The following is a 26,972-nucleotide window of genomic DNA, read 5'->3' as shown; positions in this document are numbered from 1 at the left end:
GTAAAACAGCTTCAAAAACTGTGGATTTTCAGCAAAATATTCGTGAAAAATAATGTAAAACCTTCGGATATATTTCTTCAATTTCGTATTTTTGTATGTTTGCTGAAATTACATATGTCACAAGAAATAAATCCAATCTATTCCGAAGATAATATCAGAACCCTCGATTGGCAGGAACACATCCGTTTGCGCCCCGGAATGTACATCGGGAAGTTGGGAGACGGTTCTTCTGCCGATGATGGTATATACATTTTACTTAAAGAAATACTGGACAACTCCATTGATGAGTTCAGGATGAAATCCGGTAAAAGAATCGAAATAAAAGTAGATGACGGTAAGGTTACCATCCGTGATTTCGGAAGGGGTATTCCACTTGGAAAAGTAGTGGATGCTGTTTCTAAAATGAATACCGGGGGTAAGTACGACAGCAAGGCTTTCAAAAAATCCGTTGGTCTGAATGGAGTAGGTACAAAAGCGGTAAATGCACTTTCCGAATATTTCCGCGTCCGCTCATTCCGGGACGGGAGGTTAAAAATGGCTGAGTTTTCCAAAGGAATGATCACCGAAAATTACGATGAAAAAGATACCTCAGACCGAAACGGAACCGAGATCTCTTTTATTCCGGACGGCGATATTTTCCTGAATTTTAAATTCAGAAAAGAATACATCGAAAGAATGCTCCGGAACTACGCATACCTTAATCCCGGGCTTAAAATATTTTTCAACGGCGAAACTTTTTATTCCGAAAACGGACTTAAAGATTTGCTGGAAGAGGAGCTGGAAAATGAAACGCTTTATCCTATCGTTCATCTGAAAGATAATGATATCGAAGTGGCGATCACGCATACGGATAAATCCCAGACGGAAACGTATTTTTCTTTCGTGAACGGACAGAACACTACGCAGGGAGGGACGCATCTCAATGCTTTCCGTGAAGCTTATGTGAAAACAATCCGTGAATTCTTCAATAAAAATTTCGACGCTTCGGATGTCAGAAAATCAATTGTAGCGGCAATTTCCATCAATGTGGAAGAACCTGTTTTTGAATCTCAGACCAAAACAAAACTGGGTTCAAATGATATCGGACCAAACGGGCCTACGGTAAGAACTTTTGTAATTGATTTCCTGAAGAGTAAACTCGATAACTTTTTACATAAAAATCCTGAAGTAGCGGAGGCTATTCAAAGAAAAATTTTAATTTCCGAAAGAGAAAGAAAAGAACTTTCCGGAATTCAGAAGCTGGCCAGAGAAAGGGCTAAAAAAGTTTCTCTTCACAATAAAAAGCTTCGGGATTGCAGGCAGCATTACAATGATCAGAAGAATGAAAGAAAAGGGGAAACCCAGATCTTCATTACAGAAGGGGATTCTGCATCAGGATCCATCACAAAATCCAGGGATGTAGAAACACAGGCCGTATTTTCATTAAAAGGTAAGCCTTTAAATTGCTACGGATTAACGAAAAAAGTAGTGTATGAAAACGAGGAATTCAATCTGCTGCAGGCTGCCCTGAATATTGAAGAAAGCTTGGAAGACCTGAGGTACAATCAGGTGATTATCGCCACGGATGCCGATGTAGACGGGATGCACATTCGCCTGCTGATGATCACATTCTTTTTACAGTTCTTCCCGGATCTTATCAAAAACGGACACCTTTACATTCTTCAGACCCCATTATTCAGGGTAAGAAATAAAAAAGAAACAAGGTACTGTTATTCTGAAGCGGAAAGAGTTAAAGCGTTGAATGAATTAGGGAAAAACCCTGAAATAACACGATTTAAAGGTCTGGGTGAAATTTCCCCGGATGAATTCAAGCATTTTATCGGGAAAGACATCCGTTTGGAGCCCGTAGTGGTGGGAAAAGATCAGACGATTGATCAGCTGCTGGAATTTTATATGGGTAAAAATACACCGGACCGACAGGTTTTTATTTTGGAAAACCTCGTTGTAGAAGATCCTGAGATTGATAAAAAAGAAGTATGAGTTGAAATATTGAAGATGAAAAAATAAAATCGATAAACCACAAAAACACAAAAAATATGAGACTTAGTAACCGTAAAAAAACTTCGGTATACAACTTTATCAACACAGTGCTGATCATGCTGCTGGCAGCCGGTACCGGCGCCTACTTTCTGGAAGAGAACAAATTCAATGTCTTAGGGAAAGAAAGTTTGCTGCTGATCGCCGTACCGTTGCTTTTAATCGTATTGTTTTATCTCAGCGGAAGGCAGATTTTTGAATACGACAGTGAGGGAGAAGCTCTTCATTTCAGGAACAGAAATGTAATTCCTTTTCTGCAAAAACCTCTGAATGACGAATTCCCAAAGTATAAACTGCTGAAATTTGAGATTATCAATATGTTTTTTGTGAAAAGACTGTACATTTCAATCTCCAGTAAAAACAATGGTACTACCCTTTTAAAATACGAGATTTCATATCTTACAAGAAAAGAACTTGCAGATTTGAGATTTTCCTTAAATAAAGTGACCAAAACAAATAAAGAGAACAGAGCTAATATATAAATAATGACAGAAGAACACCCGCACGAAGGTGAAAGCCTAAAGAAAGTTTCCGGGCTTTATAAAGACTGGTTCCTGGATTATGCTTCTTATGTAATTTTAGACCGGGCCATTCCGTCGGTTTATGATGGTTTTAAACCTGTTCAGCGAAGAATCATGCATTCGATGCGTGAGCTGGAAGACGGACGTTACAATAAAGTAGCCAATATTGTTGGAAATACCATGAAGTACCATCCCCATGGTGATGCTTCCATTACGGATGCCATGGTGGGAATTGGGCAGAGAGAACTGCTGATAGACACCCAGGGGAATTGGGGGAATATTTATACCGGTGACTCTGCGGCTGCAGCAAGATATATTGAAGCACGGCTTACTCCTTTTGCGCTGGAAGTGGTTTTTAATCCGAAAACTACAGAATGGGCAAAATCATATGACGGCAGAAACAACGAGCCGATTGATCTTCCTGTAAAATTCCCGTTGCTGCTGGCACAGGGTGTGGAAGGAATCGGGGTGGGGCTCTCCACTAAAATTCTTCCCCATAATTTTAATGAATTAATCAGTGCTTCCGTTGCTTATCTTAAAGGGAAAAAATTTGAACTGTTCCCGGATTTTTTAACGGCTGGTTATCTGGATGTTTCTGAATATAATGACGGACATAGAGGCGGAAAAGTACGAGCCAGGGCTAAAATATCACCGCTGGATAAACATACGCTGATCATCACAGAACTTCCGTATTCAAAGACGACAAGTGATCTTATTGATTCCATTCTCAAAGCCAATGAAAAAGGAAAGATTAAGATTAAAAAAATTGAGGACAATACCTCGGACAAAGTAGAAATTCTGATTCATCTTCATAATGATGTTTCTCCGGATAAAACCATTGATGCTTTGTATGCATTTACAGATTGTCAGGTTACGATTTCACCGAATGCATGTGTGATTGTTGGAGATAAACCAATGTTCATGAATGTTTCCGATATTTTAAAAATGAATACCGATCATACGGTTTCATTGCTTAAAAAAGAACTGGAAATCGAACTTCATGAGTTGCAGGAAAGCTGGCATTTTTCTTCCCTCGAAAGAATTTTCATTGAAAACAGGATCTATCACGACATTGAAGAAGTGAAAACCTGGGAAGATGTGCTGAAAACCATCGATAAAGGATTAAAACCTCATACCGGGCATCTTTTAAGAGCAGTCACAGAAGAAGATATTTTAAGATTAACGGAAATCAGAATCAAAAGAATCTCAAGATTCGATTTAGATAAATTTAAAGAAAATATTGCGGCACTTGAAGGTAAAATCGAAATGGTAAAACACCATCTGGATAACCTTGTTCAGTATGCTATTGATTATTACCTCAATATTCAGAAAAAATACGGAAAAGACCGCCAGAGAAAGACAGAGCTCAGGATTTTTGATACCATTGATGCCACTAAAGTGGCAGTGGCTAATGAAAAATTCTATGCCAACTTTGAGGAAGGCTTTATCGGAACTTCGCTCAAAAAAGATCAGTATTTGTTTGACTGTTCAGATATAGATGATATCATCACTTTCAGAAAGGACGGAAGCATGAAAGTCGTAAAAGTGGAAGCAAAGACTTTTATCGGGAAAGATATTCTGCACGTTGCCATCTGGAAGAAAAATGATAAAAGAACGGTGTATAATATGATCTACCGAGAAGGCAGGGAAGGTCCGTATTACATGAAGCGCTTCTCTGTGACGGGAGTTACCCGAAATACGGATTATCCTTTGGCTTCAGACAAAAAAGGTTCGGAAGTACTGTATTTCTCAGCCAATCCAAACGGAGAAGCAGAAACGGTGTCTGTTCTTTTAAAACCGAATCCAAGAATCAGGAAGAATAAAATGGATGTTGATTTTTCCGAACTCGCCATCAAAGGCCGGGATTCCAAAGGAAACCTGGTAACCAAATATTCGGTGAAAAAGGTAGATCTTAAAGAAGAAGGCGTTTCCACACTTGCGCCGAGAAAAATCTGGTTTGATGATACTGTGCGAAGACTGAATGCCGACGGGCGCGGTACTTTGCTGGGAAGTTTTAAAGGCGATAATAAAATACTGACCATTAATACGAATGGCGAAGCAAAGCTTGTTTCGTTTGACCTCGGAAACCGTTTTGACGATCAATATCTTGTCCTGGAAAAGTGGAAACCGAACCAACCGGTGACGTGTATTTATTTCGATGGTGAAAAAGATATTTATTTCATTAAGAGATTCTTATTTGAAAACACTCCGAATGTCCAGACCTTTATGCCTTCGGAACATCCGAAATCATTTATTGAAAACGTAATTGTTGCCAACGGCGCTACTGCCGAAATTATTTTCGCTAAAGATAAAGGCAAGGAGAGAGAGCCCGAAACCGTAAATATTGATGAGTTTATTGCGGTAAAAGGAATTAAAGCAATCGGAAACCAGTTTACGAAATTTAAAGTAAAGACCATTAACATAACTGTTCCGGAACCTGAAGAGGAAGAACCTGAAGTATACGAAGACCCGGAGCCAACAGCCGGAATGGATGAAGATGGCATGATTGGTGATCTTTTCCAAAGTGAAGACAATTCCGATAATTAAATTTAAGAAAATATGAATATTTTAATACTCATTATAGCAATTACCGCGATCATAAGCTTCGTTGCACCCAACGGCAGCAGTAATTTCGAAAAATATAAATTCAATGTAGGAGCTATCCTCAACAGAAAAGAATATATCCGCCTGCTTTCTTCCGGATTTCTGCATGCCGATATTTTTCATCTTTTGTTTAATATGATGACGCTTTACTTTTTCGGGCCTGTGGTGATGCAGGCATTTGGTAATTTTGGCTTTATCCTGATTTATTTGGGATCCATCTTACTTGGAAATATATTTTCACTTTTTGTATATCAGAGACAGCCGTGGTATTCAGCAATCGGTGCCAGTGGCGGAGTTTCGGGGATTTTGTTCGCTTCAATCGCCATGATTCCTCACCTTGAAATTTATATGTTTTTTATTCCGATAGGTATTCCGGGATTTGTATTCGGGCTTGTGTATTTCAGCTATTCCGTTTATATGATGCTGAATCCTAATCAACATGATAATATTGGTCATGCTGCACACTTGGGAGGTGCCTTTTTTGGGCTGGTGTATGCGGTTGCTGTTCAGCCGCAGGCTGCGATCGCCAACTCTCTTTATTTGGGGATTATGTCGCTCCCGCTGATTTATCTCGCGTATGAAATCTTTGTACGTAAAAGGATAGGATAGTTTAAAATTAAATGATAAAGTAAAACCAATGAACAATTTCATTGGTTTTTTGTTTATATTACTTCAACTTTAATTTTGTCTGACAGGTATTTCGGAAGTGTTTTTACGGCATTAATAACTTTGGCATTATTGAATTTTTTTTCTGTTTTGCTTTTGGTGTAATAATTACAGTTCATAAAGAGAAAATAAGCTAAAACTCTATTGTAATCATCGAGCTTTTCATCTTTAATCATCGAAAGAATGTTCGTAAGAAAAAGTTCTCTATTTTTTGATTCTGAAATAGCACGTCCAAGTCTTCCGATATCTCCGTAATAGTGGTTTTTTTCAGCATTATCTATTCTGAAATAAATCCCAAGTAAAAGATCAGGAACATTAATGTCCAATTCTTCCAACTCTTTAATGTAGGTTTGACGGTCTTTCCATGCATAACTTGCATCAGATACTCTTTCAAAACGGTCGTTCATGATATCGAGATGAGATCTTAAAAATATTTCCCAATGAGCAGTTTCTGCTGATAAAAGAGCCATATTTACACCCTGAATTCTTGGACTGAAATCATTACTGCATGATCCTACGGCTTCAGATGATCTCATCTCATCCAAAAGCTTTTCTTTCTTATTTTTTGGGAGGCTCTGCCAATTTTCGGGAAGGGTAACAACCGCATTAAATCTTTCGCTTTTAGCATTTTCCTTAAATTTTGTCGTTGAGAGATCAATGAGACAATCAGAGTAAACAATTTGTTTTGAATATTTCTGATCTAAAGGAATGCTTTTAAAATTTTCGGGAAAATAAAATGCTTCAATATATTCTTCAGAATAGGAAGTTTTAGGCTGATAATCATATACCCAAGTTCCTTTTTCGGGCTTTTCAACGGAAGGTTTTTTATCATCTTTTTCCAAATAAAGCCCGTAATTATTATTAAGGGATAGTTCATCATATGTTATAATATTCTTTTTATTATAATCTTTTGTCTTCGTTTTTATAATAAGAATATCTTTTCTGACTGTAGCACCTGGATATTTAAGAATGAAGTTTTCCAGTGAAATATTGTTGTCCATATCTTTTTTTGCCTGGGCGACATTTCCCGAATTGAGATTGATGATACAGCCTTTTACCTGTTTTTTTGAAAAATAGATTTTGGTGAGATCACAAGTTTTATATTTCAGATGTAATGAATCAACAATTTTGCCAAGCTTATCCATTGTTTTTTCATTATAAATAAGCCCATTTTTAAAAGTAGTAAATTCCTGAGCTGAAGCGAATGAAATAAATAAAATTCCTATAATGCAAAATCTTTTTCTCATGCGGACACGGTTTAGTTTTTGTTTATAACGTAAAGACTGATAAAATATTTTAATCTGAAAATTTATTCACTGCTTCAACAATACTGTTTACAAAAGCAACCTGCTTTCCTTTATTGCTTTCAAATATAAATTCCTGAAAGCTTTTACTTTGGTATTTCCTAAAATCGCCTACAATCGTTGATTGCAAGTATTACGGTTATTACTTTTTTCCAAAAATAAACCGGTCATTTCCGGATAAATCTTTTATCAGTTCTGCTTCTGCAAAATCTTCGTACAACTCCAGCGTTTCAGGACCCAATTTTTGATTGATTTCAAGAAATAATAATCCATTGTCTGCTAATTGTTTTTGAGCATCTTCAGCAATTTTCCTGTAAAAAATCAGGGCGTCTGAGGTCGGAGAGAAGAGCGCCATTTCCGGTTCAAAACCTTTTACGGAATCTTCAATTTCGTCCTGTTCATAAATTCCGATATAGGGCGGATTGGAAATGATCACATCAAATTGTTCTTCCAGTACAAAATTCAGGTAATCGGCATGGATGAAATTGATATTCATTTGATGAAAATCAGCATTCTTTTTTGCCACTTCCAGAGCTTTTTCAGAATAATCAACAGAAGAAACTTTAGCATCAGGAAAGTGTTTCTTCAAAACCAGAGGAATAATTCCACTTCCCGTTCCGATGTCGAGGATTTTCAGGCTGTCACTTGGTAGTGCGGAGGCGTGAATTTTTTTATAGCCAATTCCAGCAATTCTTCTGTTTCCGGCCGGGGAATAAGGACATGTTTATTGACGAAAAAAGTCATTCCGTAGAATTCTGCTTCACCAAGAATATGCTGATATGGTTTTCCGGTTTTTAATTCAGTGCAAACTTCAGAAAGTTTTTTTTCATCATCAAGCAACAGTTCCTGATCTGAGAATCTTCTCTGGTAAAAAGAATTAAATCCTGTAATTTTTTCAATAAAAATGGAACTTAAAAAAGCGTTTTCGGAATCGGTATACAATCCGGAAAGCTCTGTTTTAAAATGTTCTTTATATTCTGAAATCGTCATTTATCTTGTAAAAACCAGTTTAGTATCTGTTGATTTATCTTCATCGATTCTGTAGCCTTCGTAATTAAATGCTTTAACATCATTCAGCGTTTTAGCATTGGTTTCAGCACAAAAGCGTACCACCATTCCTCTGGCATGTTTGGTATATACGACGATAGTTTTTGGTTTTCCGTCCTTTAATTCATAGAAGTCAAAATCAATAACCGTATGATTGAGCTTTTTCCGGTCAACCACTTTAAAATATTCATTGCTTGCCAGATTAAGAAGAATTTCATTCTTTTTCATTTCACCATTCAACTGATCTGTGATTTTCTCTTTCCAGAATTCGTATAGATTTTTATAATTTTCAAATTCAAATGGCCGTCCCATTTCCAGACGATACAGCATGACTTTATCCGAAGGTTTCAACAACCCGTATAAGCCGGAAAGAATCCTGTGGTTTTTCTGCAGGTAATCCACCGCATTTTTATCCAGTGTTTTGGCGTCTAAACCCCTGTAGACCTCACCGGTAAAGGCATAGAGTGCCGGAGCAGATTCTTTTGCCGTAGGTTTTGCCTTCCATTTCTGGTTCCTTTCCCAGTTTTCATCCGCCAGCTTGGTTGAAATTTCCATCAGCTCTGAAAGGTATTTCGGTGATTTTTCTTTGAGATAAGACTGTATGTAAGCTGCATCATCAATGAATTTCGGGACTGTTGTTTTCAGCAGATCCGTAGTATTTTCAGTATTCATCAATTTGGCAGGTGAGGTAAGTATTTTCATAGTTAAAATACAGATATGTGAATATCAGTAAATAATAAATTGTTTAAACTTTATAATTTAAAATCGTTTTTAAATGATCCCTTTTCCCTGTCGGATCAGTTCCGGTTCTCCGGAAGTAAGATCTACAATTGTAGAAGCCACATTATCTCCGTATCCGGAATCAATAACAATGTCTACCAGATGATCATATTTTTCGGCGATCAGTTCCGGGTCGGTAGAATATTCAATGATTTCGTCATCATCTTTTATAGACGTTGATGCAATGGGATGTCCTAATTTTTCCACAATCAGCTGGGGAATCGGATGATCCGGGACTCGGATACCAATGGTTTTATGTCCTTTGTAAGCCAAAGGAAGGCTTTTATTGGCATCCAGAATAAAAGTAAACGGACCGGGAAGATGACTTTTAAGGAACCTGAACACAGAAGTATCAATAGGCCGCGTAAAATCTGAAAGATGGCTCAGGTCATTACAAATTATTGAGAACTGGGCTTTCTCCAGCTTCATTTTTTTAATCTGTGCAAGCTTTTCCATGGCTTTAATGTCAAAAATATTACAGCCCAGCGCATACACCGTATCGGACGGGTAAATGATCAGTCCGCCATTATTTAAAGTTTTAATAACCTCATTAATAAGATTTTCCTGAGGGTTTTCGGGATAAATTCTCAATATTTTTGCCATAGTTCAAAGATACAAATATTAAAATAGTTTTGGTGAAAGTCCTTTATTTAAAAGAAAAATTAGGATTTTCAAAAAATTGTCGTATATTTGCAATCCAATATCGCGGGATGGAGCAGTAGGTAGCTCGTCGGGCTCATAACCCGAAGGTCATCGGTTCGAGTCCGGTTCCCGCTACTAAGATTAACGTTATCGGTAACGTTACAAAAAATATACCGCGGGGTGGAGCAGTAGGTAGCTCGTCGGGCTCATAACCCGAAGGTCGCACGTTCGAGTCGTGTCCCCGCTACTAAGAACGCTGTGGTGGCGTTTTAAAAAATACACCGCGGGATGGAGCAGTAGGTAGCTCGTCGGGCTCATAACCCGAAGGTCATCGGTTCGAGTCCGGTTCCCGCTACTACAGAGAGTATTGTCAACAGGCAATGCTCTTTTTATTTTTATATGGTACTTTTTGTTTTCCCAATGGCTTAATTTATGCAGATAGATTACTACACCATTTAAATGATAATAGTATGTATAAAAAAATCCTGGCAGGTTTGGGCGGTGCCGTAGCGCTAAGCCTTCTGCACGAAGCCATCAGAAAAAATTTCGATAATGTTCCCGAGATTAATAAAGTGGGAGAAGAAGCTTTAAACAAAGCGTTGGATAAAGTAGACGCAAAAGTTACCAACCATGATCAGCTGTATGCTGCAACGTTGGCAGGGGATGTTATTGGAAACGGAATGTATTACGCCGCAACAGCGACTACCGGTTTTAATGTAGCTTCCGGAGTTTTAATGGGACTTGGCGCAGTTGCGCTTCCTGAAAAGCTCGGACTGGATAATACACCGGTTGCCGAGAATAATCAGAAAAAAATAATGACGGTTGCCTATTATCTCTTCGGAGCAATTGTTACCAAATTTATTTATGATAAAATAAAATAATAGTATAAATGTAAAGGCCGCAAATTTGCGGCCTTTACATTTTCTTTAATGCTGATGCTTTATGTACAGCGGATTTTCCTGTTTTTTCGCTCATTACCTCATACTGCGGTTCATCTTCGGAAGCTCTCCGTTGCCTGTTCATAAATACAAAATCTTTGATGTGGACTTTTGTGATGGCGCCATGAGTTTCTCCATTGCTGGAATTCCATCGTACCATATCTCCTTTTTTTAATCTGCTCATCTTTTTCGTATTATTATTAGAATGGTACTAATTATTATGCCATACCCTAATTTATACAAAGGGCAAAAAAAATCCCGCCTTTAGAAGCGGGAATATTGTTTTAAAAGCAGATTAATTATTCTACTGTAAGCTGATTAAAAGGCTTAAGTGCATTGTCGTCTGCTGTAGTCTGACTTAAAAATTCTTTTTTCTGATTCCCTTTCATTCTGTTGGCAGCGTCATTTCCATTGAAATAAGATTCACTTAGTTTTGTAGTTACTTCAGAAGGATTCAATTCAAATTTTGTATCACCTTCTACTCCAAGATAACCATTCTTTCTGGTAAGGTTTGTAATATAGTTGTTGTAATTGATAAGGGTGCCTCTGAACATTGAGTTATGATACTCCATGCATTTTTTAGCTTTTTTTGAAGAATTGTTGAGGATACAGTTGTTCATGTTTCCTCTGTAAAGACGCCATTCCAGTTCTACTTTTCCATATTCCTTTGCTAATGCATTGGTTCCGTTGGTAAGGATTGCAGGGTCATTTTCTTTTTCGCTGATCTCTTTTAAATGTTTGATAACTAAAGGAACTGTATTTTCAATCTTGGTTTTCGCTTCACCTATCGCACTGAAATCTGCTGCTGGAGTACCCTTTTTCTGGGCATTGATCACGTTAAAAATCAGGAGTAATAGTACAAATAACAAATTATATCTTTTCATGAGAAATTTTTAAAGCACTAAAATAAATATATTTTCTGAGTTAAGACAAATTCATTTTAATTTTATTTAATAAAATTTAACAAGTTTTAAGAATTTAAATGAAAATTTTTCTTTTTAATGAATATTAATTGTCTGATAAATTGCAGCAGTTAAAAATTTAACAAATTTTAATAAAAATTATAGCATTGATTTTCAGTTAATTATGAAATAATCTTTGTTATCACTAAAAAAGTAGTTGTTTGGACAGGAAATATTTCTACATTTGTATAACTAATTTCTTAGTGATATTGAAATTGAATCGTATCACAATCAATGATAAATGAAAAATGTATGAAAATTCAGACGTTAACTAAAGCAGAAGAGCAGGTAATGCAGTATTTATGGAAACTCGAAAAAGGATTTCTGAAAGATGTCCTCGATCTTTTTCCCGAACCGAAACCTCATACAAATACCGTTTCCACAATTCTTAAAGTTTTAAAGGAAAAAGAATTTGTTGATTATCATGTGTACGGAAGGCAGCATGAGTATTTTCCACTGGTATCCAAAGAGCAGTACTCCGGAAAAACAATAAAAAGTCTGGTTAAAAATTATTTCAAGGGTTCTTATAAAAGCGCCGTTTCATTTCTGGTAGAAAAGAATGAGATGACTGTGGAAGATCTTGAAATGCTGCTGCACGAACTTAAAAAGAAAAACTGATAGGCTATGGAAACTGTACTTCTATATTTTGGGAAAGTTATTTTATGTTCCGGTGTAATGTTTTTGTATTATAAATTGTCTTTAAAAGACAGGACATTTCATCACTACAACAGATTTTATCTTTTGTCTGCGATGCTCATATCACTGCTGCTGCCGTTAGTGAAAGTTGAAGATTTTACTATCGAGGTGAGTAATGATATCTATAAATTAATAGATACCGTACAGAATTTTAACAATAAAAATGCAACCCATGATTCCACTTATTTTAGAATTATTTTTTCAGCTTTGGGGCTGGTTTCTTTCTATTTTTTAGGAAGATTGATCTACGGGATTTTCAGAATCCACCGGTTGAAAAGTCAGTTTCATAAGGAAAGCTTTGACGGAATCAACTTTTACCATACCAACCTTAGTGAAGCGCCTTTTTCATACTTTAAAAATCTTTTCTGGAAAAATTCAATTATGTTGAATTCAGATGTCGGAAAACAGATTTTGAAACACGAAATGGTTCACATCGAACAGAAACATTCATTCGATAAAATCTTTATGGAAATTATTACGTCTGTTTTCTGGTTCAATCCGTTCTTTCATCTCATTAAAAAAGAAATTAGTTTAATTCACGAATATCTGGCTGATAAAAAAGCCGTAAAACAATCGGACACCAAAGCATTTGCGCAGATGCTTTTAGCAAGCCACTTTTCCGGAAACCAGTTGCCTGCCACCAGTCCGTTTTTAAGTTCTAATTTAAAAAAACGATTAAAAATGTTACAAAAACCTAAAACAAAATTCGGGTATGCGCGTAGAATTTTTGCGTTGCCGGTTGTATTTTCAGTAGCTTTTGCTTATCTGGTAAATGCTAAAAACCAGGAAATTAAAGCAACGAATATGGAGATTGAGAAGGCCGTTTCTCAAATCAAAAAAGAAAATAAGAGTATTGTTAAAAAAGACACCATTTCTCCAAAATCATCTGAAAATAAAACCATAGTTACTCCAAAAGTATACAGAAAATCAGATGATGACAGGAAAATTGCCGAGCTGAGCAAAAAGATTCAGGAAAGAACTGAGGCTCTGAAAAATTTTAAGCCGGAAAGTAATGAATACAATAAAAATCTTGAAGAGATCGGAAAACTATCCGGTGAAATCGGAAAAATAGCAAGTTCTAAAGATTTTCTTAATTCTGCAATGGTCATTAAAATCGATGGAAAAGATATGAAATTTGATGAGTATTTTAACTCCAAAGAATTTAAAGATGTATTGAAGGAGGTTAAAGATTTTAAATATGAATTTGACATGCCTGAAATTCCGGAAATGAATATTGAATTTCCTGATGTTCCCGCACCCCCGGATGCCCCGAAAGTTAAAGTCTATAAATTTAAAACTACCGGAGATATGAAATGGACTCCTGAATCCGATATGGCTTTCAGATCTTCAGAAAAAGCAAAAGAATCTGCTGCAACTGCCAAAAAAAGAGCTAAGCTCGATAAAGAACGTGCAAGGCTGGAAGAAAAAAGAGCGAAGCTGGAAGGTGAAAGGGCAAAACTGGAAGCAGAAAGAAGAGCGTTGGAAGGCGGAAGAAGACCTTTTATTTATAGCAATACCTTCAGAACGGTTCCCGGAGATCGGGTATTAAAAATCAATGCCGATAATATAAAATTCAGTAACAACGGTACATCTATTATTACTTCAGGATTTAAAAATACAAAAGGTATTGAAGAACTGAAGATTTATATTGACGGGAAAGAATCCACAAAAGAACAGATGGAAGCCCTAAAACCGGAATCCATCAGAAGTGTGAATATCAATAAGAATAATACGGACGGAAAAACGACCGGAGAGGTAAGAGTCGAAACAAAGAAATAGAAAGTTCCCATCAGCTCTGTTAATAAAAACAATAAATATTGACAGAGCTTTTTAAAAAATAATATACTATGAAAAATATCAGTCTTTTTCTCCTGTTCATAAGCATTACAGCCGGTGCGCAAGTCAATCGATTTTTCTATGAATACAAATTTATACCTGATTCCAATAACAAAGAGGATGTAAAAAAAGAAATGATGCTGCTGGATATTGATCAGAAAGGCTCAAATTATTACAGCAGAGATAAGTTTGTAGCCGATTCCACCTCTATGGCTGAAGTGCAGAAGCAGATTAAAAGCGGTGGCGGAAATATCAATATCAGCAGAAGGGACAATCAGGGAATGGTAGGATATAAAGTGACAAAAAGCTATCCCGATTTTAAAACCTATCTTTTCACAAGGATTTCCATGGATCAGTATAAAGTAAAGGAAGATCAGAAACCGGAATGGAAAATACTTCCCGAAAAACAGAAAATAGGATCGTACAATGCCCAAAAAGCGACCACCAGCTATGGCGGAAGGGAGTGGATTGCATGGTTCAGCACAGATATCCCTTTTCAGGACGGACCATACAAATTTTATGGACTGCCGGGGCTTATTGTAAAACTTGAAGATATTACAGGTTCTCATGTTATGACCCTGGTAGGAAATAAGAAAATGGCAGCTCCGGTTTCACAAACAGAAATGGACGTTCCCGGTAATGTAAAAATTATGGGAATCGGAGGAAAAGAGCTTGAAATTTCGAAATCCCAATATAAAAAATTATGGAAAGATTATGTAAATGATCCTTCTAAAAACATGAGAGAAATGATGATGAGAAATGGTGGTGATAATACAAGAGTAAGTTTTAAGGTAAGAACGGCAGACGGCAAAGAAATATCAGATCCCAATCAGGTATTCCGCGAAATGGAAAAAAGAACCAAAGAATCTCTTGCAAAAAACAATAATCCCATTGAACCGGATTTAGTAAGTAATTAAGATTTTCTTATTTTTGATCAAATAAAAATTCCAATAATATTTTTTAAATTAAATAAATAACTAAATAAATTAATTTTTAATCTGAACCTTGTCAATAGATATGAATTAGAAATCATTGATAAAGTTTAAAAAAAATGCACAATTATGAAAAAAAATGTTTTACTTTTTATGCTTTTAAGCGTCTGCATTAATGCGCAAATCAACCGCTTTTTTTATGAATATAAATATATTCCGGATATCAATAATAAATCGGATGTCAAAAGAGATCTCATGGTACTGGATATAGATAAGAAAAATGGTTCTTATTACTACAAAGATAAGCATCGCCAAATAGTAGATTCTTTGAAAAAGGATATATCTGATTCGGATTTTGAAAATGAAATAAAAGATAAAATAACAAAAGAATACGGGAATTATAAAAGTTACAAAATAGATAAGAATGAAACTAAGTTATTCACTATCGGAAAAAAAGATTATAAAGTAATAAAAAAATATCCAGATTATAAAACATATATTATAGAAGCCCTTTCTATTGATACTTATAAAGTTTTAGAAGACCAGAAGATAGTCTGGAAAATTTTCCCGGATAAACAAAAAATTGGTGAGTACAATACGCAGAAAGCCACAACAAATTTCGGAGGCAGACAATGGACTGCATGGTTTACAACAGAAATTCCTTTTCAGGACGGACCTTACAAATTTTACGGATTGCCGGGTCTTATAATAAAGATAGAAGATGCTACTGCTTCACATATAATAACTTTAATGGGAAATAAAGCCGTTCAGGGAGGTGATCGTGAAGAGGATATTCCTGATAATTTAGCTTCTGTAATCAATGGAAATGAAATTGAAGTAACAAAAGAAAAGTTTAAAAAACTTTCGGAAGATTACAATAAAGACCCTTCACTTGGTTTGAAACAATTACTTAATAGTTTTGGAAGTAATGCAAATATTTCAACAAAAATTATAACGAATGGTAATGGCACAAAACAAGCAGAAGAAACAACTATGAATGATGTTTATAAACTGATAGAAAAAAGCGCTAAAGAAAATCAAAAAAAGGATAGTAATCCTATTGAGCTGGATTTAGTAAAATAAATTATAAATTGTTTTAAAAGCAGGATGGAATATTTTCATCCTGTTTTTGTTTTGCTATCTTTAGACTTAAAACCAATATACATCACAAGATATGACAGAAAAAGAGAAATGTGCGAACGGACTTTTATACAATGCCAATTATGATCAGGAGCTCATACAGGAAAAGATTGCTGCGAAAGATCTTTGCGGGCAATATAACCAGCTCAGAAATTCCGACTCAGAGGCAAGAATATCATTATTGAAAAAGATATTAGGGAAGACTGGCAAAAATATCTGTATAGAACCCCACTTCTGGTGCGACTATGGTTACAATATCGAAGCAGGAGAAAATTTTTATGCCAATCATAATCTTGTCATTCTGGATTGTGCTAAAGTTACTTTTGGCGATAATGTATTTATCGGGCCCAATTGCAGCTTTTACACGGCCAGCCATCCCATTGATGTAAAACAACGCAATGAGGGCCTTGAAACGGCGGATCCTATACAGGTAGCAGATAATGTTTGGTTCGGTGGAAATGTAGTAGTTCTTCCCGGGGTTTCGATTGGAAAAAATGCCGTAATCGGCGCAGGAAGTGTTGTCACTAAAGATATTCCGGAAAATGTTGTTGCAGTAGGAAATCCCTGCAAACCTGTGAGAAATATTGAACAGTAAAATCATTAGCGCGGAAACAAAGTTTCCGCGCTAATGATTTTTATTATAATTAAATTAAGCCAGTTTCTGAGAATCTGCAATAAACTGAGCCAGTCCGTTATCGGTAAGCGGATGCTTAAGAAGGCTCAAAATCGGAGGAAGCGGTGAAGTGATTACATCAGCACCAATCTTCGCACAATCGATGATATGCATAGCATGACGGATAGACGCGGCTAAAATTTCAGTCTCATACATGTAGTTATCAAAAATCAGTCTGATTTCCTGGATTAAATTTAATCCATCTGTTGAAATATCATCAAGTCTTCCCAGGAAAGGAGAGACGTAGGTAGCACCTGCTTTTGCTGCCAAAAGAGCCTGCCCGGGAGAAAAAATCAGCGTACAGTTGGTTCTGATACCTTTATCTGAAAAATACTTTAATGCTTTAATTCCGTCTTTGATCATCGGGATTTTAACCACTATATTCGGGTGGATGGCTGCCAATTCGTCACCTTCTTTAATCATTTCCTCATATGTTGTAGAAAGAACTTCCGCAGAAATATCTCCATCAACAATTTCGCAAATTGCTTTATAATGATTTCTGATCGCTTCAGCACCCTGAATTCCCTCTTTTGCCATTAATGAAGGATTGGTCGTAACGCCGTCAAGAATTCCAAGATCTTTAGCTTCTTTAATTTGCTCTAAATTAGCAGTGTCAATAAAAAATTTCATGTCTTTACAGATTTATTTAATACAAAGATAAACATTCCATTCTGAGTGGAAAATTTTAATTGTTTTAATCAGATTAATATCGAAATTTAAGTATTCATATTTTTATTGGTAGCTTTTTGACTCCGTTGAATTGTATTTATGATTTTTTAAGGAGCAATTTGATTGCATCGAAAAGCGATATTATTTTTTATTTTGAAGCTTTTTCTTGCTTTCCGCACTCGCTATTTTTATACTCATGGGTTGCGGCGGCTCCGCCGCCGCAACCCATGAGTATAAAAATGAGCTCAAACAATTGCTTCAATCAAGGCTAGGCTGAAGACACAGTAAAAACTCGGGAAATTATCTGAACAAACAGCCATTAAAAATGTATCTTTAAAATATGCAAAACAATCCATTTACAGCCAGGCTTGAAATTATTGAGATCAACCCTTTCGTTTTTGTGCCTGAGGATATCCTGAATGAGATATTTCAGGCTGCAGGAAAATGCAAAAGTCCCATTCCGGTAAAAGGAAAGGTAAATGGTGAGCCGTTCACGCAAAATTTAATGAAATATTTGGGAGAGTGGAGGTTATATATTAACCTGACGATGCTTAAGGATTCACCGAAAAGAATTGGTGAAATGATAGAAGTCTCAGTTGAGTTTGACAGGTCCGAACGAACAGTTTCCATACACCCTGAATTGTATAAAACCATTCATGAAAATCCTCTGGCACTGCAAAATTTTGAAAACCTTATTCCTTCCGCAAAGCTGGAACTGATCCGTTACATCAATAACCTTAAAACGGAAACCGCAGTTAAAAGGAATATTGAAAAGATCATCCGGTATCTAAACGGAGAGACTGATTTTTTCGGAAAGAAAATAAACCGATAAAACATAATCCGGAGAAGATTCTCCGGATTTACATTATAACTATGAATTTAAAGCTTGGCTCAGCTTGATGGCATCCTGATTGGTTGGATCATACTGCAATGATTTTGCAATATGTTCTTTAGCCTTGGCCGGATCAGTTTGTTGCTCTGAGAATGCTACATAAAAGTACGCATATGCCAGGTTTTTCTTATTCTGTTCCACCTCTTCAGGCTTTACGGTAGCTATATATTTTTCATAAGCCAATCTGGCATTGACATCGTCTTTTGCATTTTGATATGCGTAAGCCTGACTGTAATACGATGGAGCCCAATCCGGTAAAAGAACTGATATTTTCTTCCACGTATCTATCGCATTAGTCCAATCTGAAGCTTCCTGATATGCTCCTGCTAATTTAGCTAAAGCTTCTGCATCTTTCGGATTAGCTTCTATTTGCTTTTTAAGTGCTTCAATCGTTGGATTAGACGCCTGAGCAGTACTTGCTGTTGTGGCTGCAGTTGTATTAGCTGTACCTGCCGTGCTGTCTGTCTGAGTCGTTTGTGCGCTCACAAAACCTAAACCTCCTGTCAGCATTAAACCTAAAAGAAGGGTTCTGATATTCATTTTAGTCATTTTCATAATTCTAATATTTTTCAATTGCATATAATAAAATTCAATAATGATTCCATAAAGTTAATATTTTAGAACCTTTAAGCTTTTTTTGAAAAAATTAACGGGTTAATTAGGTCTTTTATATTAATTTTAGATTCATGACATATAAACTATCTTTGTCACTTTAACCTTTTTAATGACATTTATACCGATGAATATCATATTAGCATCAACTTCTACACTTTTTGGCGGAGACTATCTGGAATATTTAAGAGAGGAAATCACTAACCTTTTTCAGGGTATTGATGAAATTATTTTTATTCCTTTTGCCAGACCGGGAGGCATTTCACATGAGGATTACACGCAAAAAGCACGTTCTTTCTTTGAAAAAATCAACATTAAAGTAAAAGGGCTTCATGAATTTGACGATAAAATAGCGGCAGTGAATAATGCAAAAGGGTTCTTTACAGGTGGCGGAAATACTTTTCTGTTGGTTAAAACTTTACATGAAGAAAACCTGATGTCAATATTGAAAAATAATGTTGAAAACGGAAAACCTTATCTTGGCTGTAGTGCCGGAAGCAATATCGGCGGACAGAACATGAAAACCACCAACGATATGCCCATTGTGTATCCTTCAGGCTTTGATTGTATGGGACTCGTTCCGTTTAATATTAATCCGCATTATCTGGATCCGAATCCGGAACTTAAACACAACGGTGAAACAAGAGAAACCCGAATTAAAGAATTTCTTACACAGAATGATCTTAAAGTGGTCGGACTTCGTGAAGGAAACTGGATCAGAGGGAAAAATAATAAAATTACCGTTGAAGGAACGGAGCTTACCAGAATTTTCGAAAAAGATAAAGAACCGTACGAGATCAAGCCCGGAACAGAACTGTAATTTATTTTTAATTATATTTGAATTGATTTCTGATTAAAAGATGTTTCAACCGTATATGCTGATATTTCTATTACGTGCTATTAACCAGCAAGAATTATAGTGATGTAATGGTGAACTTGTCGTACATCAGTAATTATCATTTTTCTTTATATAGACTGAAAATAAGCTTAAAGAATGAGAAAAACATTAGCTGTCCTTACTTTATCCGTGCAGGTTGTTTTTGCCCAGGATATATCCCGAAAACTTGATGAGGCTACAAAGAATCTGATGAATTCTTCAGGTGCCGTATCATCAAACTTATCATTTTACGTTGCGGACGAAAACGGAAATTTTATTTATGATTATCAGGGAAACAAAGGACTGTCTACAGCTTCTACTCAAAAAATATTTACTGCAGCAGCGGCTCTTGAAGTATTAGGCAAAAACTACACCTATAAAACGACGGCTGGTTATTCGGGAAATATTTCCGGAGGAAATCTGAAAGGAGACTTTATCATCACTTCAACAGGGGACCCAACGCTCGGAAGCTGGAGATATGACGGGTATAAACCGGAAAATTTTAAACAGCAGCTTTTAGAAGCCATAAAAAAAGCAGGCATCACAAAAATTTCAGGGGATCTTGTTATTGATGATTCTTATTTTGATCACCAGACGATTCCCGGCGGCTGGCCGTGGGATGATCTCGGGAATTATTACGGAGCAGGAGTCTGGGGAGTTAACTGGCGCGAAAACCAGTTTGACATCAATATCAACGGAAATGAATTCAAAAGTTTTTCTTATCCTTTGGAGGGTATAAAATGGCTCAATGACGTGAAAATAGGCGGAACCTCAGATCAAAGCCTGATTTTTACCGCGCCACATTCTAATGTCGCTTTGATAAACGGAACATTGCCTTCCAAAACAGTAACGGTCTCAGGAGCTACACCCAATCCTCCGTTACAACTTGGTGTAGAGATTAAACAATGGCTGCAGCAGGCAGGAATTGAGCTTTCGGGAAAAACCGTTACCAACTCCCAGCTTGAAATTGAAGGGAAAAAAATATCAGTTTTTCCTAAAAATAACATGATTTTCACCTACGAATCTCCAACATTGGATAAGATCATCTATTGGTTTTTAAGAAAGAGCATCAATCTTTACGGTGAAACATTAATCAAAACTTTAGGCAAAGAGAAAAAAGGAAATCCTAATTTTAAAAGCGGTGTAGCGTTCCTGAAAGAATTCTGGAAGTCGAAAGGAATTAATCCCAATATGATTAATTTTGCTGATGGAAGCGGACTTTCCCCACAGAATTACGTAGCCGCAAGAGCCGAAGTACAGGCACTGATTTATGCTAAAAAACAGCCCTGGTTCGAATCTTATTATGATGGTTTCCCGACTCAGGATAACGGAATGAAAATGAAAAGCGGAACCATGAGAGACACTAAATCTTTTGCAGGATTTCATACTTCGAAAGAAGGAAAAAAATATGTGTTTTCAATTATCATCAATAATTATCAGGGAAGCGGAAGCACAGAGCTGCAGAAAATCCTGAGTGTTTTAAAATAATCTGCTTTGAGAAAATCAATATTTGCCAGACTGAATAACTGGATCATTTTTGTCCTGATGACGATCGTTGTTCTGACCATTGTGATCGCCTCCACCATTCTCATCAATTTTCTCCGTAAGGAAGAGATTAAAAGGGTTGATATTTTGGTAACTGCACTTAAATTTCAGCAGGAAATTAGTCCTAGTTTAGATTTACAGGAGCTTATTCTTACAATTAATGCTTCTAATAATACAATTCCATTTATTGTAACTGACAAAAATAAAGAGCCAATATTAGAATTAGGTTTCTATCGAAATATTCCTGAAGATATAATAAAAAATCCCAAAGATTTAAGAAGTTTAATGGCAAGTATGGAAAAAAAATATAAACCTATTGAACTCAAGATTGCAAATGGAAATAAACAATTTGTTTATTATGATAATTCAAAATTGTTAAATTATCTTCAGTATTCACCTTATTTGCTGGGCTTATTTCTTTTAAGTTATTTCCTGTTTTCGTTTTGGTTTTTCAGGACCATCAAGAAAACAGATGAAGGTTATCTATGGGCGGGACTTGCCAAAGAAACGGCACACCAGATCGGAACACCTTTATCTTCCATGATCGGATGGATGGAAATCATGAAGCTGGATGATCCCGAATCTGAAGGCATTCATGAAATAGAAAAGGATATTGACCGTTTAAAAACCATTTCAGAAAGGTTTTCGAAGATCGGTTCGGTTCCTGAGTTAAATGACAAGGATTTTAATGCTACCATTCAGGAGAATTATGATTATCTGAAAACAAGGATTTCCAGGAAAATTAATTTCGGACTGCATCTGCCGAACTATACGATTTCTGTACCCCACAATAAGATCCTGATGAGCTGGGTGATTGAAAATCTGGTGAAAAATGCTGTTGACGCGATGAAAGGAGAAGGTTCGCTTTCCATTTCGGTAATCGAAAGAAATAAAAATATTATCGTGGAGGTTCAGGATACCGGAAGCGGCATGATGAAACAGCAGGCTCTGAATGCCTTCAAACCCGGCTATTCTACCAAAAAACGCGGATGGGGATTAGGGTTGTCTCTTGCAAGAAGAGTTGTACAGGAATATCATAATGGTGATATCAGGATTGCCCAGACAGAAGTCGGGAAGGGAACGACTTTTAGGATTACAATTAAAAAATAATAGAGAAAATCTTTGTATAAGATTGTATTGTCAAATCAAAATTATTTTTACAATAAATAAGGCTGTACTAATAATACAGCCTGGAAGTTCTCTTAAAGATAACAAGATTCAATCATCTGGCCTAAAATATTAAATGTTTCAAATGAGCCATCAGAATAAATTCTTTGTATAAATCTGCCTGGTCTGCATGGATTTCCTGCGTATCCATCAAAAGCCGTTGTTCTTACTAAAGTTCTCTTTCCTGCACCTTCGGTTAATCCGCCTTTAATTTCTTGCATTTGATTTTTTAAAATTTTTTTCATTATTGTTAGATTTTTTAATTAACGTTCAAATATAATTTTTTTCACTAACACATAAAAAATTTTATAATAATTTATAATTTGCTATTAATTTACTGTAATTATGTTAATATTATTAATTTTATTTATATTGAATTTTCTATTTCATGATTTTATTAATGCTAACTAAATTATAAGGTAATATTTTTAATTTATTATATATTTTTTCTCCGCTTTTCTTGAAAAGCGGAGAAAAAATCCCCGCTTTAATTATTTGATTTTACTGATATTACTTCTTTCCCGTAAGCCACTGATCCTGAAGTTTCTTTTCTTCCGGCGTCGGGTTAGCTTTAAACTGTAAATTTTCTATGGTCATTTTATCAAGAACCGCTTTACCTTTAAGATCAATCTTTTCAGATTTCCCGCCGTTGTCCCTAAGAACCGTTACCGTTACATTCTGGCCTTCTTTAATCGTTTTGGAATAATTAATGAAATCCTGAACGTTTTGAATGTTGATGGTTTTTCCATCCAAAGCCAGGATCTTATCGGTAATTTTGAAGCCAATGCTTTTTGCAAAAGGTGAAAGTGCAGAGCTTTCATCAAACACGAAAGTATTTGTTTTTTCGTCATATCCTGTCTGGTTCGGATCTTTAATAAACCAGAAAATCGGCGGCGTTTCCTGCTTCTTCAGTTCAACACCCACCATATTAAGGTATTGTGCATAAGGTGTCGGCTGGCTTCCTGCAATATATTTATTATAAAAATCTCTTACCTGAGGATATCCTGTTACGGCAACCAGTTCATCAATAAGCTTATCATCTTTGAATGGCTTATTTTCACCGAATCGTTGAGACAGTTTCCTGATCATATCCCTGTATCCCATTTCACCGTTAGAAAGTTTTCTGAGCTCGATATCCAGACACATGGCAAGAAGTGCTCCTTTTTCATAAACATTTCTGTACTGGTCCTTGTATTCGTCCAGAAGAACATTTTTACTCATCAACGTGAAAGGCATGGTGTCGTTGTAGTTCTTTGAGTTGGTGATTTTTTCATTCATTCTCTGAAGGAATTCATCTCTGGTAATAAGCCCTTCCTGGATCTGGAAAAGGTTGGCGAAATATTCCGTTCCGCCTTCATACATCCAGAGATGCTGAGACATTTTCGGATCTGCGTAATCAAAGTAATGGATTTCTTCAGAATGCGTTTTCAATGGATTTACGGTATGAAAAAACTCATGCGAAACGACGTCGGTAATGGTTTTGTCGATTGCTTCTTTCGGCATCATTTCAGGAAGCACAACACTGGTCGATTCATGATGTTCCAGCGCACCGAATCCTTTGATCTGAGGTCCGTCTCCACCCGCAAGATACAGCATGATTGCGTATTTTTTATTGGTATTCATGTCACCCAGGAATTTCTTTTGGGCAACCACCATTTTTTCAAGATTATCTTTAAAATCTGCAGCTTTATATTTTCCGGAAGGGGAGTACACTCCCAATACCAGATCCATACCTCCTGCATTGAAGGTGATATAATCAGGTTTGGTGTACATTAATGGTGAATCGGTAACTTTTGCATAATTGGCCAGCGTAAAGGTATCTGTAGCATCCGATTGGTCCTGGTCTACCAAAGCCGTTGTCCCATAAAAATCTGCAGGCTTCTGAATCACCAGCTGATAAGGAACATCCTGCATATTGTCGATGTATCCGACAAATCCGTGGGTGTTGATGAGGTAAATCTTCCCTGCTTCAATGTCCGTTCCGGATGGCGAAAAAACAGCCTTGTGCTTTGAAGTATCCATTTCATCATCGAAACTATCGTTTACAAGATAGGTGACTTTGGATAGATTCTGTGCATTCTTTAGAGCATAGGTATTGTCATTGACTTTTGTAAATGCAATTTCTTTTCCTTTGTTGTCTAAAAATTTAATGCCTTCCACAAATCTTCCGTAATCATCTACAGAATAGGTTCCGGGCACCGTTTTTGGAAAGTGAAACTTCACATCTCTGGATTTCATCTTCGGAAATTCCATGGTTACGGCTACTTTATCGTCTTTTACGTTCACTAGATCGATTGTAGTTTTAATCGACTGGGCATTCACCAGAAACGTAGTTAAAACGCCTAAGCTAAGTGCTATTTTTTTCATTGAGTTTAAAATTATAGTTAAATAGTTGTTGAAAATCTGTATTTGTTACACCGCGTCTGTTAAATTTTTTATAAAAAAAAGACAAATTCTTTATTAAAAGATTTGTCCTTTGCTGTGTTTTATTATTGTACTTTTTTATACCTGATATAATAATTTTTATTGAATTGTACCGGATTTCCTTTCTTCATTTTTATGGTTTGCCATTGTTCCGTAGGATTAATGGTAATATCACTGTCGATTCTTATAGGCAAACTGAAATTTTTAACCACATTAGTATACCTGAACTTCAGCTCTTCTCCTTTTTGTTCATATTCAAGAACAGGAACTTTTACAGACCTCAGATATTGGTTGAATACGCTTGAAAAATCAATTCCCGATTTTTTTGAAATATAATTTTCAATCTGTTGTGTGGTTACCGTCTGATGATAAAAATCTTTGTTGATTCCTCTTAAAATCTCCCTGAACTTTTCATCATTATTGATTACCTGGCGAATGGTGTGAAGCATACTTGCTCCTTTAGAATACATGTCGCCGCTTCCCTCATTCCTAACGCCGTATTTTCCAATGATTGGCGTATCATTGCTGATGGTTTTATGGATTCCCTGCATGTACAGGTCCGCCGATTTTTTATCCATAAACTTTTCTGTGAAGAGAACCTCGGAATACATGGTAAACCCTTCGTGTACCCACATGTCTGCCTGATCTTTTGCCGTGATATTGTTGGCAAACCACTCATGGCCGCTTTCGTGGATAATGATGTAATCCCAGTTTAGCCCGACACCGGTTCCTGAAAGATCATTTCCGAGATATCCGTTTGTATATCCGTTTCCGTAGGCTACATTACTCTGGTGCTCCATACCGAGATAAGGCGACTCTACAAGTTTGTAAGAATCCTCATAAAAAGGATACGGACCAAACCAGTATTCAAACGCAGAAAGCATCGGTTTTACCTGCTGAAACTGTTTTTTAGCTTTATCAAGATTATAATCGATTACCCAGTAATCAAGATCCAGCTTGCCTTTTTCTCCATTGAAAGTATCTTTAAAATTGACATATTTTCCGATGTTGGGAATAATGGAATACGCATTGATCGGATTTTTAACTTCCCATGTATAAGCGGTTTTATCACCTTCCTGTTTTTTACTGATGAGCCTTCCGTTTCCAACACCAACCAGATCTTTCGGCGTAATGATTTTCATAACAATCCCGTTTTCGGGTTCATCACTCCAGATATCTTTGGTAGGAAGCCATATTGAAGCTCCGATGCCTTCATCGGCAACACTCATCCACGGATTTCCTTTTTCGTCTTTGGTAAATATCCATCCTCCGTCCCACGGCGCATTTCTCGCGATTCTCGGATTTCCTGAATAGGTAATATCAACCGTATATTTTTCTCCCTTTTTAAATGCTTTATCAGATTTAATCCAGATAAAATCGCCTTCCTGTTTATACTCTGCCATGGGAAAGCTTGCTTGCACTTTATCAGCTTTCATCGGCTGCTGAAGATCTATCTGAAACGTAGGATTTTTAATATCTTTAGTGATTTCAAAGCTGATTTTATTATAGCCCTTTATGCTTTTCGCTTCAAAATCCGGTTCCACGGAAAGGTCGTACTTCTTTACATCCCAGAAATTTCTGAATGCCGTATCTGAACCTTTCAAAGTGTCCTGTTTCGTAAAAGTTTTACCTGTCTCGAAAAACTGGCCGAAAACCAATCCTGAAGCAAATAAAAGCGTATATGAAAGTTTTTTCATCTAAATTAAATTAATAAGACTAAAATAAAGAATAAATTAATTCTGGCATCTGTTTCAATAGCAAATCTGTTAATATGACGGAAAAAATTAAGTTTTGTTACATTCTTTATAAGTGTCATTTTGTAATCAATTACCCTATCGTGAGATTCCCCTCCTTTGGAGGGGTGGCAAAAATTCAAAAATTTTTGACGGGTGTCAAAAAACATTAATCTAAAAAAGGCTTGTGATCAATATTTTTAAAACTAATTCTATTCCCGACAAAAATCCTAGCCGTGATTGCAGCGAAAATCCTTTTTGAAAAAAAGATTGCA

At 36.3% G+C, this 26,972-nt stretch carries 27 protein-coding genes and 3 tRNA genes; 17 read left to right on the top strand and 13 right to left on the bottom strand.

What is annotated here, in order from left to right; genetic code table 11:
* Window positions 1-114: 114 nt before the first annotated feature.
* From M0D58_RS04070 to M0D58_RS04055, 4 genes are read left to right on the top strand one after another with little or no spacing between them, the layout of a single operon-like run.
* Window positions 115-1,980 carry a DNA topoisomerase IV subunit B gene (locus M0D58_RS04070; RefSeq protein WP_248393723.1) on the top strand — a complete coding sequence of 622 codons (1,866 nt, stop codon included), beginning with the start codon at window positions 115-117 and terminating at the stop codon, window positions 1,978-1,980.
* A gap of 56 nt (window positions 1,981-2,036) precedes the next feature.
* Window positions 2,037-2,519: a hypothetical protein gene (locus M0D58_RS04065; protein WP_248393722.1), complete on the top strand. Its 483-nt coding sequence runs from the start codon at window positions 2,037-2,039 to the stop codon at window positions 2,517-2,519.
* 3 nt (window positions 2,520-2,522) lie between these two features.
* The gene (locus tag M0D58_RS04060) at window positions 2,523-5,105 is read left to right on the top strand and encodes a DNA gyrase/topoisomerase IV subunit A (RefSeq protein WP_248393721.1); all 2,583 of its coding nucleotides are present in this window, start codon (window positions 2,523-2,525) and stop codon (window positions 5,103-5,105) included.
* 12 nt (window positions 5,106-5,117) lie between these two features.
* Window positions 5,118-5,771 (top strand): rhomboid family intramembrane serine protease, encoded by a 654-nt coding sequence (locus M0D58_RS04055; RefSeq protein WP_248393720.1) that lies wholly within the window; start codon window positions 5,118-5,120, stop codon window positions 5,769-5,771.
* A gap of 53 nt (window positions 5,772-5,824) precedes the next feature.
* On the opposite strand, the gene M0D58_RS04050 is transcribed toward M0D58_RS04055, so the two are convergent.
* The 6 genes from M0D58_RS04050 to M0D58_RS04030 all read right to left on the bottom strand — a co-directional run bounded on the left by M0D58_RS04050 (window position 5,825) and on the right by M0D58_RS04030 (window position 9,562).
* Window positions 5,825-7,075, bottom strand: coding sequence for a hypothetical protein (locus M0D58_RS04050; RefSeq protein WP_248393719.1), 1,251 nt, complete (start codon window positions 7,073-7,075; stop codon window positions 5,825-5,827).
* Between the two features lie 49 nt (window positions 7,076-7,124).
* Complete coding sequence (locus M0D58_RS04045; protein WP_248393718.1) at window positions 7,125-7,262, bottom strand: DUF4180 domain-containing protein; 138 nt, start codon at window positions 7,260-7,262, stop codon at window positions 7,125-7,127.
* Between the two features lie 12 nt (window positions 7,263-7,274).
* A complete protein-coding gene (locus tag M0D58_RS18145; RefSeq protein WP_345892716.1) occupies window positions 7,275-7,733 on the bottom strand; it encodes a HemK/PrmC family methyltransferase in 459 nt (152 codons plus the stop codon).
* 32 nt (window positions 7,734-7,765) lie between these two features.
* Window positions 7,766-8,122: a class I SAM-dependent methyltransferase gene (locus tag M0D58_RS18140; protein ID WP_345892712.1), complete on the bottom strand. Its 357-nt coding sequence runs from the start codon at window positions 8,120-8,122 to the stop codon at window positions 7,766-7,768.
* Window positions 8,123-8,881 (bottom strand): peroxide stress protein YaaA, encoded by a 759-nt coding sequence (gene yaaA / locus M0D58_RS04035; RefSeq protein WP_248393717.1) that lies wholly within the window; start codon window positions 8,879-8,881, stop codon window positions 8,123-8,125.
* Window positions 8,882-8,950: 69 nt separating this feature from the next.
* Window positions 8,951-9,562: an L-threonylcarbamoyladenylate synthase gene (locus M0D58_RS04030; protein WP_248393716.1), complete on the bottom strand. Its 612-nt coding sequence runs from the start codon at window positions 9,560-9,562 to the stop codon at window positions 8,951-8,953.
* A gap of 101 nt (window positions 9,563-9,663) precedes the next feature.
* On the opposite strand from M0D58_RS04030, the gene M0D58_RS04025 reads away from it, so the two are divergent.
* The 4 genes from M0D58_RS04025 (at window position 9,664) to M0D58_RS04010 (ending at window position 10,482) form a co-directional block, all read left to right on the top strand.
* A tRNA-Met gene (locus M0D58_RS04025) sits at window positions 9,664-9,736 on the top strand.
* A gap of 39 nt (window positions 9,737-9,775) precedes the next feature.
* Window positions 9,776-9,848 (top strand) — tRNA-Met (locus tag M0D58_RS04020).
* A gap of 35 nt (window positions 9,849-9,883) precedes the next feature.
* Window positions 9,884-9,956 (top strand) — tRNA-Met (locus M0D58_RS04015).
* 115 nt (window positions 9,957-10,071) lie between these two features.
* Complete coding sequence (locus M0D58_RS04010; protein WP_248393715.1) at window positions 10,072-10,482, top strand: hypothetical protein; 411 nt, start codon at window positions 10,072-10,074, stop codon at window positions 10,480-10,482.
* A 34-nt stretch (window positions 10,483-10,516) separates the two neighbouring features.
* Here M0D58_RS04010 and M0D58_RS04005 read toward each other — a convergent pair whose 3' ends face one another.
* The gene (locus tag M0D58_RS04005; RefSeq protein WP_248393714.1) at window positions 10,517-10,723 is read right to left on the bottom strand and encodes a hypervirulence associated TUDOR domain-containing protein; all 207 of its coding nucleotides are present in this window, start codon (window positions 10,721-10,723) and stop codon (window positions 10,517-10,519) included.
* Between the two features lie 115 nt (window positions 10,724-10,838).
* Window positions 10,839-11,423, bottom strand: a complete 585-nt coding sequence (locus tag M0D58_RS04000) for a hypothetical protein (RefSeq protein ID WP_248393713.1) — start codon at window positions 11,421-11,423, stop codon at window positions 10,839-10,841.
* A 330-nt stretch (window positions 11,424-11,753) separates the two neighbouring features.
* Here M0D58_RS04000 and M0D58_RS03995 point away from each other — a divergent pair, with 330 nt between their 5' ends.
* The 5 genes from M0D58_RS03995 to M0D58_RS03975 all read left to right on the top strand — a co-directional run bounded on the left by M0D58_RS03995 (window position 11,754) and on the right by M0D58_RS03975 (window position 16,700).
* Entirely contained in the window at window positions 11,754-12,119 is a 366-nt protein-coding gene (locus M0D58_RS03995) for a BlaI/MecI/CopY family transcriptional regulator (protein ID WP_072885664.1), read from the top strand.
* A 6-nt stretch (window positions 12,120-12,125) separates the two neighbouring features.
* Entirely contained in the window at window positions 12,126-13,976 is a 1,851-nt protein-coding gene (locus M0D58_RS03990) for a M56 family metallopeptidase (protein ID WP_248393712.1), read from the top strand.
* Window positions 13,977-14,044: 68 nt separating this feature from the next.
* Window positions 14,045-14,950 (top strand): GLPGLI family protein, encoded by a 906-nt coding sequence (locus tag M0D58_RS03985; RefSeq protein WP_248393711.1) that lies wholly within the window; start codon window positions 14,045-14,047, stop codon window positions 14,948-14,950.
* A gap of 144 nt (window positions 14,951-15,094) precedes the next feature.
* Window positions 15,095-16,048 carry a GLPGLI family protein gene (locus tag M0D58_RS03980; RefSeq protein ID WP_248393710.1) on the top strand — a complete coding sequence of 318 codons (954 nt, stop codon included), beginning with the start codon at window positions 15,095-15,097 and terminating at the stop codon, window positions 16,046-16,048.
* Window positions 16,049-16,139: 91 nt separating this feature from the next.
* Window positions 16,140-16,700 (top strand): sugar O-acetyltransferase, encoded by a 561-nt coding sequence (locus M0D58_RS03975; protein WP_248393709.1) that lies wholly within the window; start codon window positions 16,140-16,142, stop codon window positions 16,698-16,700.
* 54 nt (window positions 16,701-16,754) lie between these two features.
* On the opposite strand, the gene fsa is transcribed toward M0D58_RS03975, so the two are convergent.
* Window positions 16,755-17,408: a fructose-6-phosphate aldolase gene (gene fsa, locus M0D58_RS03970; RefSeq protein ID WP_248393708.1), complete on the bottom strand. Its 654-nt coding sequence runs from the start codon at window positions 17,406-17,408 to the stop codon at window positions 16,755-16,757.
* 379 nt (window positions 17,409-17,787) lie between these two features.
* Between fsa and M0D58_RS03965 the strand changes: the two genes are divergently transcribed.
* Window positions 17,788-18,279 (top strand): DUF1905 domain-containing protein, encoded by a 492-nt coding sequence (locus tag M0D58_RS03965; RefSeq protein WP_248393707.1) that lies wholly within the window; start codon window positions 17,788-17,790, stop codon window positions 18,277-18,279.
* Window positions 18,280-18,318: 39 nt separating this feature from the next.
* On the opposite strand, the gene M0D58_RS03960 is transcribed toward M0D58_RS03965, so the two are convergent.
* A complete protein-coding gene (locus M0D58_RS03960) occupies window positions 18,319-18,894 on the bottom strand; it encodes a tetratricopeptide repeat protein (RefSeq protein WP_248393706.1) in 576 nt (191 codons plus the stop codon).
* A 184-nt stretch (window positions 18,895-19,078) separates the two neighbouring features.
* Here M0D58_RS03960 and pepE point away from each other — a divergent pair, with 184 nt between their 5' ends.
* The 3 genes from pepE (at window position 19,079) to M0D58_RS03945 (ending at window position 22,483) form a co-directional block, all read left to right on the top strand.
* Window positions 19,079-19,771 carry a dipeptidase PepE gene (gene pepE / locus M0D58_RS03955; protein ID WP_248393705.1) on the top strand — a complete coding sequence of 231 codons (693 nt, stop codon included), beginning with the start codon at window positions 19,079-19,081 and terminating at the stop codon, window positions 19,769-19,771.
* 174 nt (window positions 19,772-19,945) lie between these two features.
* Window positions 19,946-21,316 (top strand): D-alanyl-D-alanine carboxypeptidase/D-alanyl-D-alanine endopeptidase, encoded by a 1,371-nt coding sequence (gene dacB, locus M0D58_RS03950; protein WP_248393704.1) that lies wholly within the window; start codon window positions 19,946-19,948, stop codon window positions 21,314-21,316.
* Window positions 21,317-21,322: 6 nt separating this feature from the next.
* On the top strand, window positions 21,323-22,483 hold the full coding sequence (locus tag M0D58_RS03945) for a sensor histidine kinase (RefSeq protein ID WP_409515141.1): 1,161 nt from the start codon (window positions 21,323-21,325) through the stop codon (window positions 22,481-22,483).
* A 92-nt stretch (window positions 22,484-22,575) separates the two neighbouring features.
* Here M0D58_RS03945 and M0D58_RS03940 read toward each other — a convergent pair whose 3' ends face one another.
* The 3 genes from M0D58_RS03940 to M0D58_RS03930 form a co-directional block, all read right to left on the bottom strand.
* Complete coding sequence (locus tag M0D58_RS03940; protein WP_248393703.1) at window positions 22,576-22,785, bottom strand: hypothetical protein; 210 nt, start codon at window positions 22,783-22,785, stop codon at window positions 22,576-22,578.
* A gap of 265 nt (window positions 22,786-23,050) precedes the next feature.
* Window positions 23,051-24,907, bottom strand: coding sequence for a M61 family metallopeptidase (locus tag M0D58_RS03935; RefSeq protein WP_248393702.1), 1,857 nt, complete (start codon window positions 24,905-24,907; stop codon window positions 23,051-23,053).
* A gap of 122 nt (window positions 24,908-25,029) precedes the next feature.
* Window positions 25,030-26,661, bottom strand: a complete 1,632-nt coding sequence (locus M0D58_RS03930; RefSeq protein ID WP_248393701.1) for a M1 family metallopeptidase — start codon at window positions 26,659-26,661, stop codon at window positions 25,030-25,032.
* Between the last annotated feature and the right edge of the window lie 311 nt (window positions 26,662-26,972).

Source organism: Chryseobacterium nepalense, assembly GCF_023195755.1.
Taxonomy (GTDB): domain Bacteria; phylum Bacteroidota; class Bacteroidia; order Flavobacteriales; family Weeksellaceae; genus Chryseobacterium; species Chryseobacterium nepalense.
This window is presented reverse-complemented; position numbering and strand designations above follow the sequence as displayed.

Bases quoted from the DNA above. Each gene is read 5' to 3' on its own strand.
- M0D58_RS04070 (WP_248393723.1), top strand. From the start codon at position 115: ATGTCACAAGAAATAAATCCAATCTATTCCGAAGATAATATCAGAACC.
- M0D58_RS04065 (WP_248393722.1), top strand. From the start codon at position 2,037: ATGAGACTTAGTAACCGTAAAAAAACTTCGGTATACAACTTTATCAAC.
- M0D58_RS04060 (WP_248393721.1), top strand. From the start codon at position 2,523: ATGACAGAAGAACACCCGCACGAAGGTGAAAGCCTAAAGAAAGTTTCC.
- M0D58_RS04055 (WP_248393720.1), top strand. From the start codon at position 5,118: ATGAATATTTTAATACTCATTATAGCAATTACCGCGATCATAAGCTTC.
- M0D58_RS04050 (WP_248393719.1), bottom strand. From the start codon at position 7,075: ATGAGAAAAAGATTTTGCATTATAGGAATTTTATTTATTTCATTCGCT.
- M0D58_RS18140 (WP_345892712.1), bottom strand. From the start codon at position 8,122: ATGACGATTTCAGAATATAAAGAACATTTTAAAACAGAGCTTTCCGGA.
- yaaA (WP_248393717.1), bottom strand. From the start codon at position 8,881: ATGAAAATACTTACCTCACCTGCCAAATTGATGAATACTGAAAATACT.
- M0D58_RS04030 (WP_248393716.1), bottom strand. From the start codon at position 9,562: ATGGCAAAAATATTGAGAATTTATCCCGAAAACCCTCAGGAAAATCTT.
- M0D58_RS04010 (WP_248393715.1), top strand. From the start codon at position 10,072: ATGTATAAAAAAATCCTGGCAGGTTTGGGCGGTGCCGTAGCGCTAAGC.
- M0D58_RS04005 (WP_248393714.1), bottom strand. From the start codon at position 10,723: ATGAGCAGATTAAAAAAAGGAGATATGGTACGATGGAATTCCAGCAAT.
- M0D58_RS04000 (WP_248393713.1), bottom strand. From the start codon at position 11,423: ATGAAAAGATATAATTTGTTATTTGTACTATTACTCCTGATTTTTAAC.
- M0D58_RS03995 (WP_072885664.1), top strand. From the start codon at position 11,754: ATGAAAATTCAGACGTTAACTAAAGCAGAAGAGCAGGTAATGCAGTAT.
- M0D58_RS03990 (WP_248393712.1), top strand. From the start codon at position 12,126: ATGGAAACTGTACTTCTATATTTTGGGAAAGTTATTTTATGTTCCGGT.
- M0D58_RS03985 (WP_248393711.1), top strand. From the start codon at position 14,045: ATGAAAAATATCAGTCTTTTTCTCCTGTTCATAAGCATTACAGCCGGT.
- M0D58_RS03980 (WP_248393710.1), top strand. From the start codon at position 15,095: ATGAAAAAAAATGTTTTACTTTTTATGCTTTTAAGCGTCTGCATTAAT.
- M0D58_RS03975 (WP_248393709.1), top strand. From the start codon at position 16,140: ATGACAGAAAAAGAGAAATGTGCGAACGGACTTTTATACAATGCCAAT.
- fsa (WP_248393708.1), bottom strand. From the start codon at position 17,408: ATGAAATTTTTTATTGACACTGCTAATTTAGAGCAAATTAAAGAAGCT.
- M0D58_RS03965 (WP_248393707.1), top strand. From the start codon at position 17,788: ATGCAAAACAATCCATTTACAGCCAGGCTTGAAATTATTGAGATCAAC.
- M0D58_RS03960 (WP_248393706.1), bottom strand. From the start codon at position 18,894: ATGAAAATGACTAAAATGAATATCAGAACCCTTCTTTTAGGTTTAATG.
- pepE (WP_248393705.1), top strand. From the start codon at position 19,079: ATGAATATCATATTAGCATCAACTTCTACACTTTTTGGCGGAGACTAT.
- dacB (WP_248393704.1), top strand. From the start codon at position 19,946: ATGAGAAAAACATTAGCTGTCCTTACTTTATCCGTGCAGGTTGTTTTT.
- M0D58_RS03940 (WP_248393703.1), bottom strand. From the start codon at position 22,785: ATGAAAAAAATTTTAAAAAATCAAATGCAAGAAATTAAAGGCGGATTA.
- M0D58_RS03935 (WP_248393702.1), bottom strand. From the start codon at position 24,907: ATGAAAAAAATAGCACTTAGCTTAGGCGTTTTAACTACGTTTCTGGTG.
- M0D58_RS03930 (WP_248393701.1), bottom strand. From the start codon at position 26,661: ATGAAAAAACTTTCATATACGCTTTTATTTGCTTCAGGATTGGTTTTC.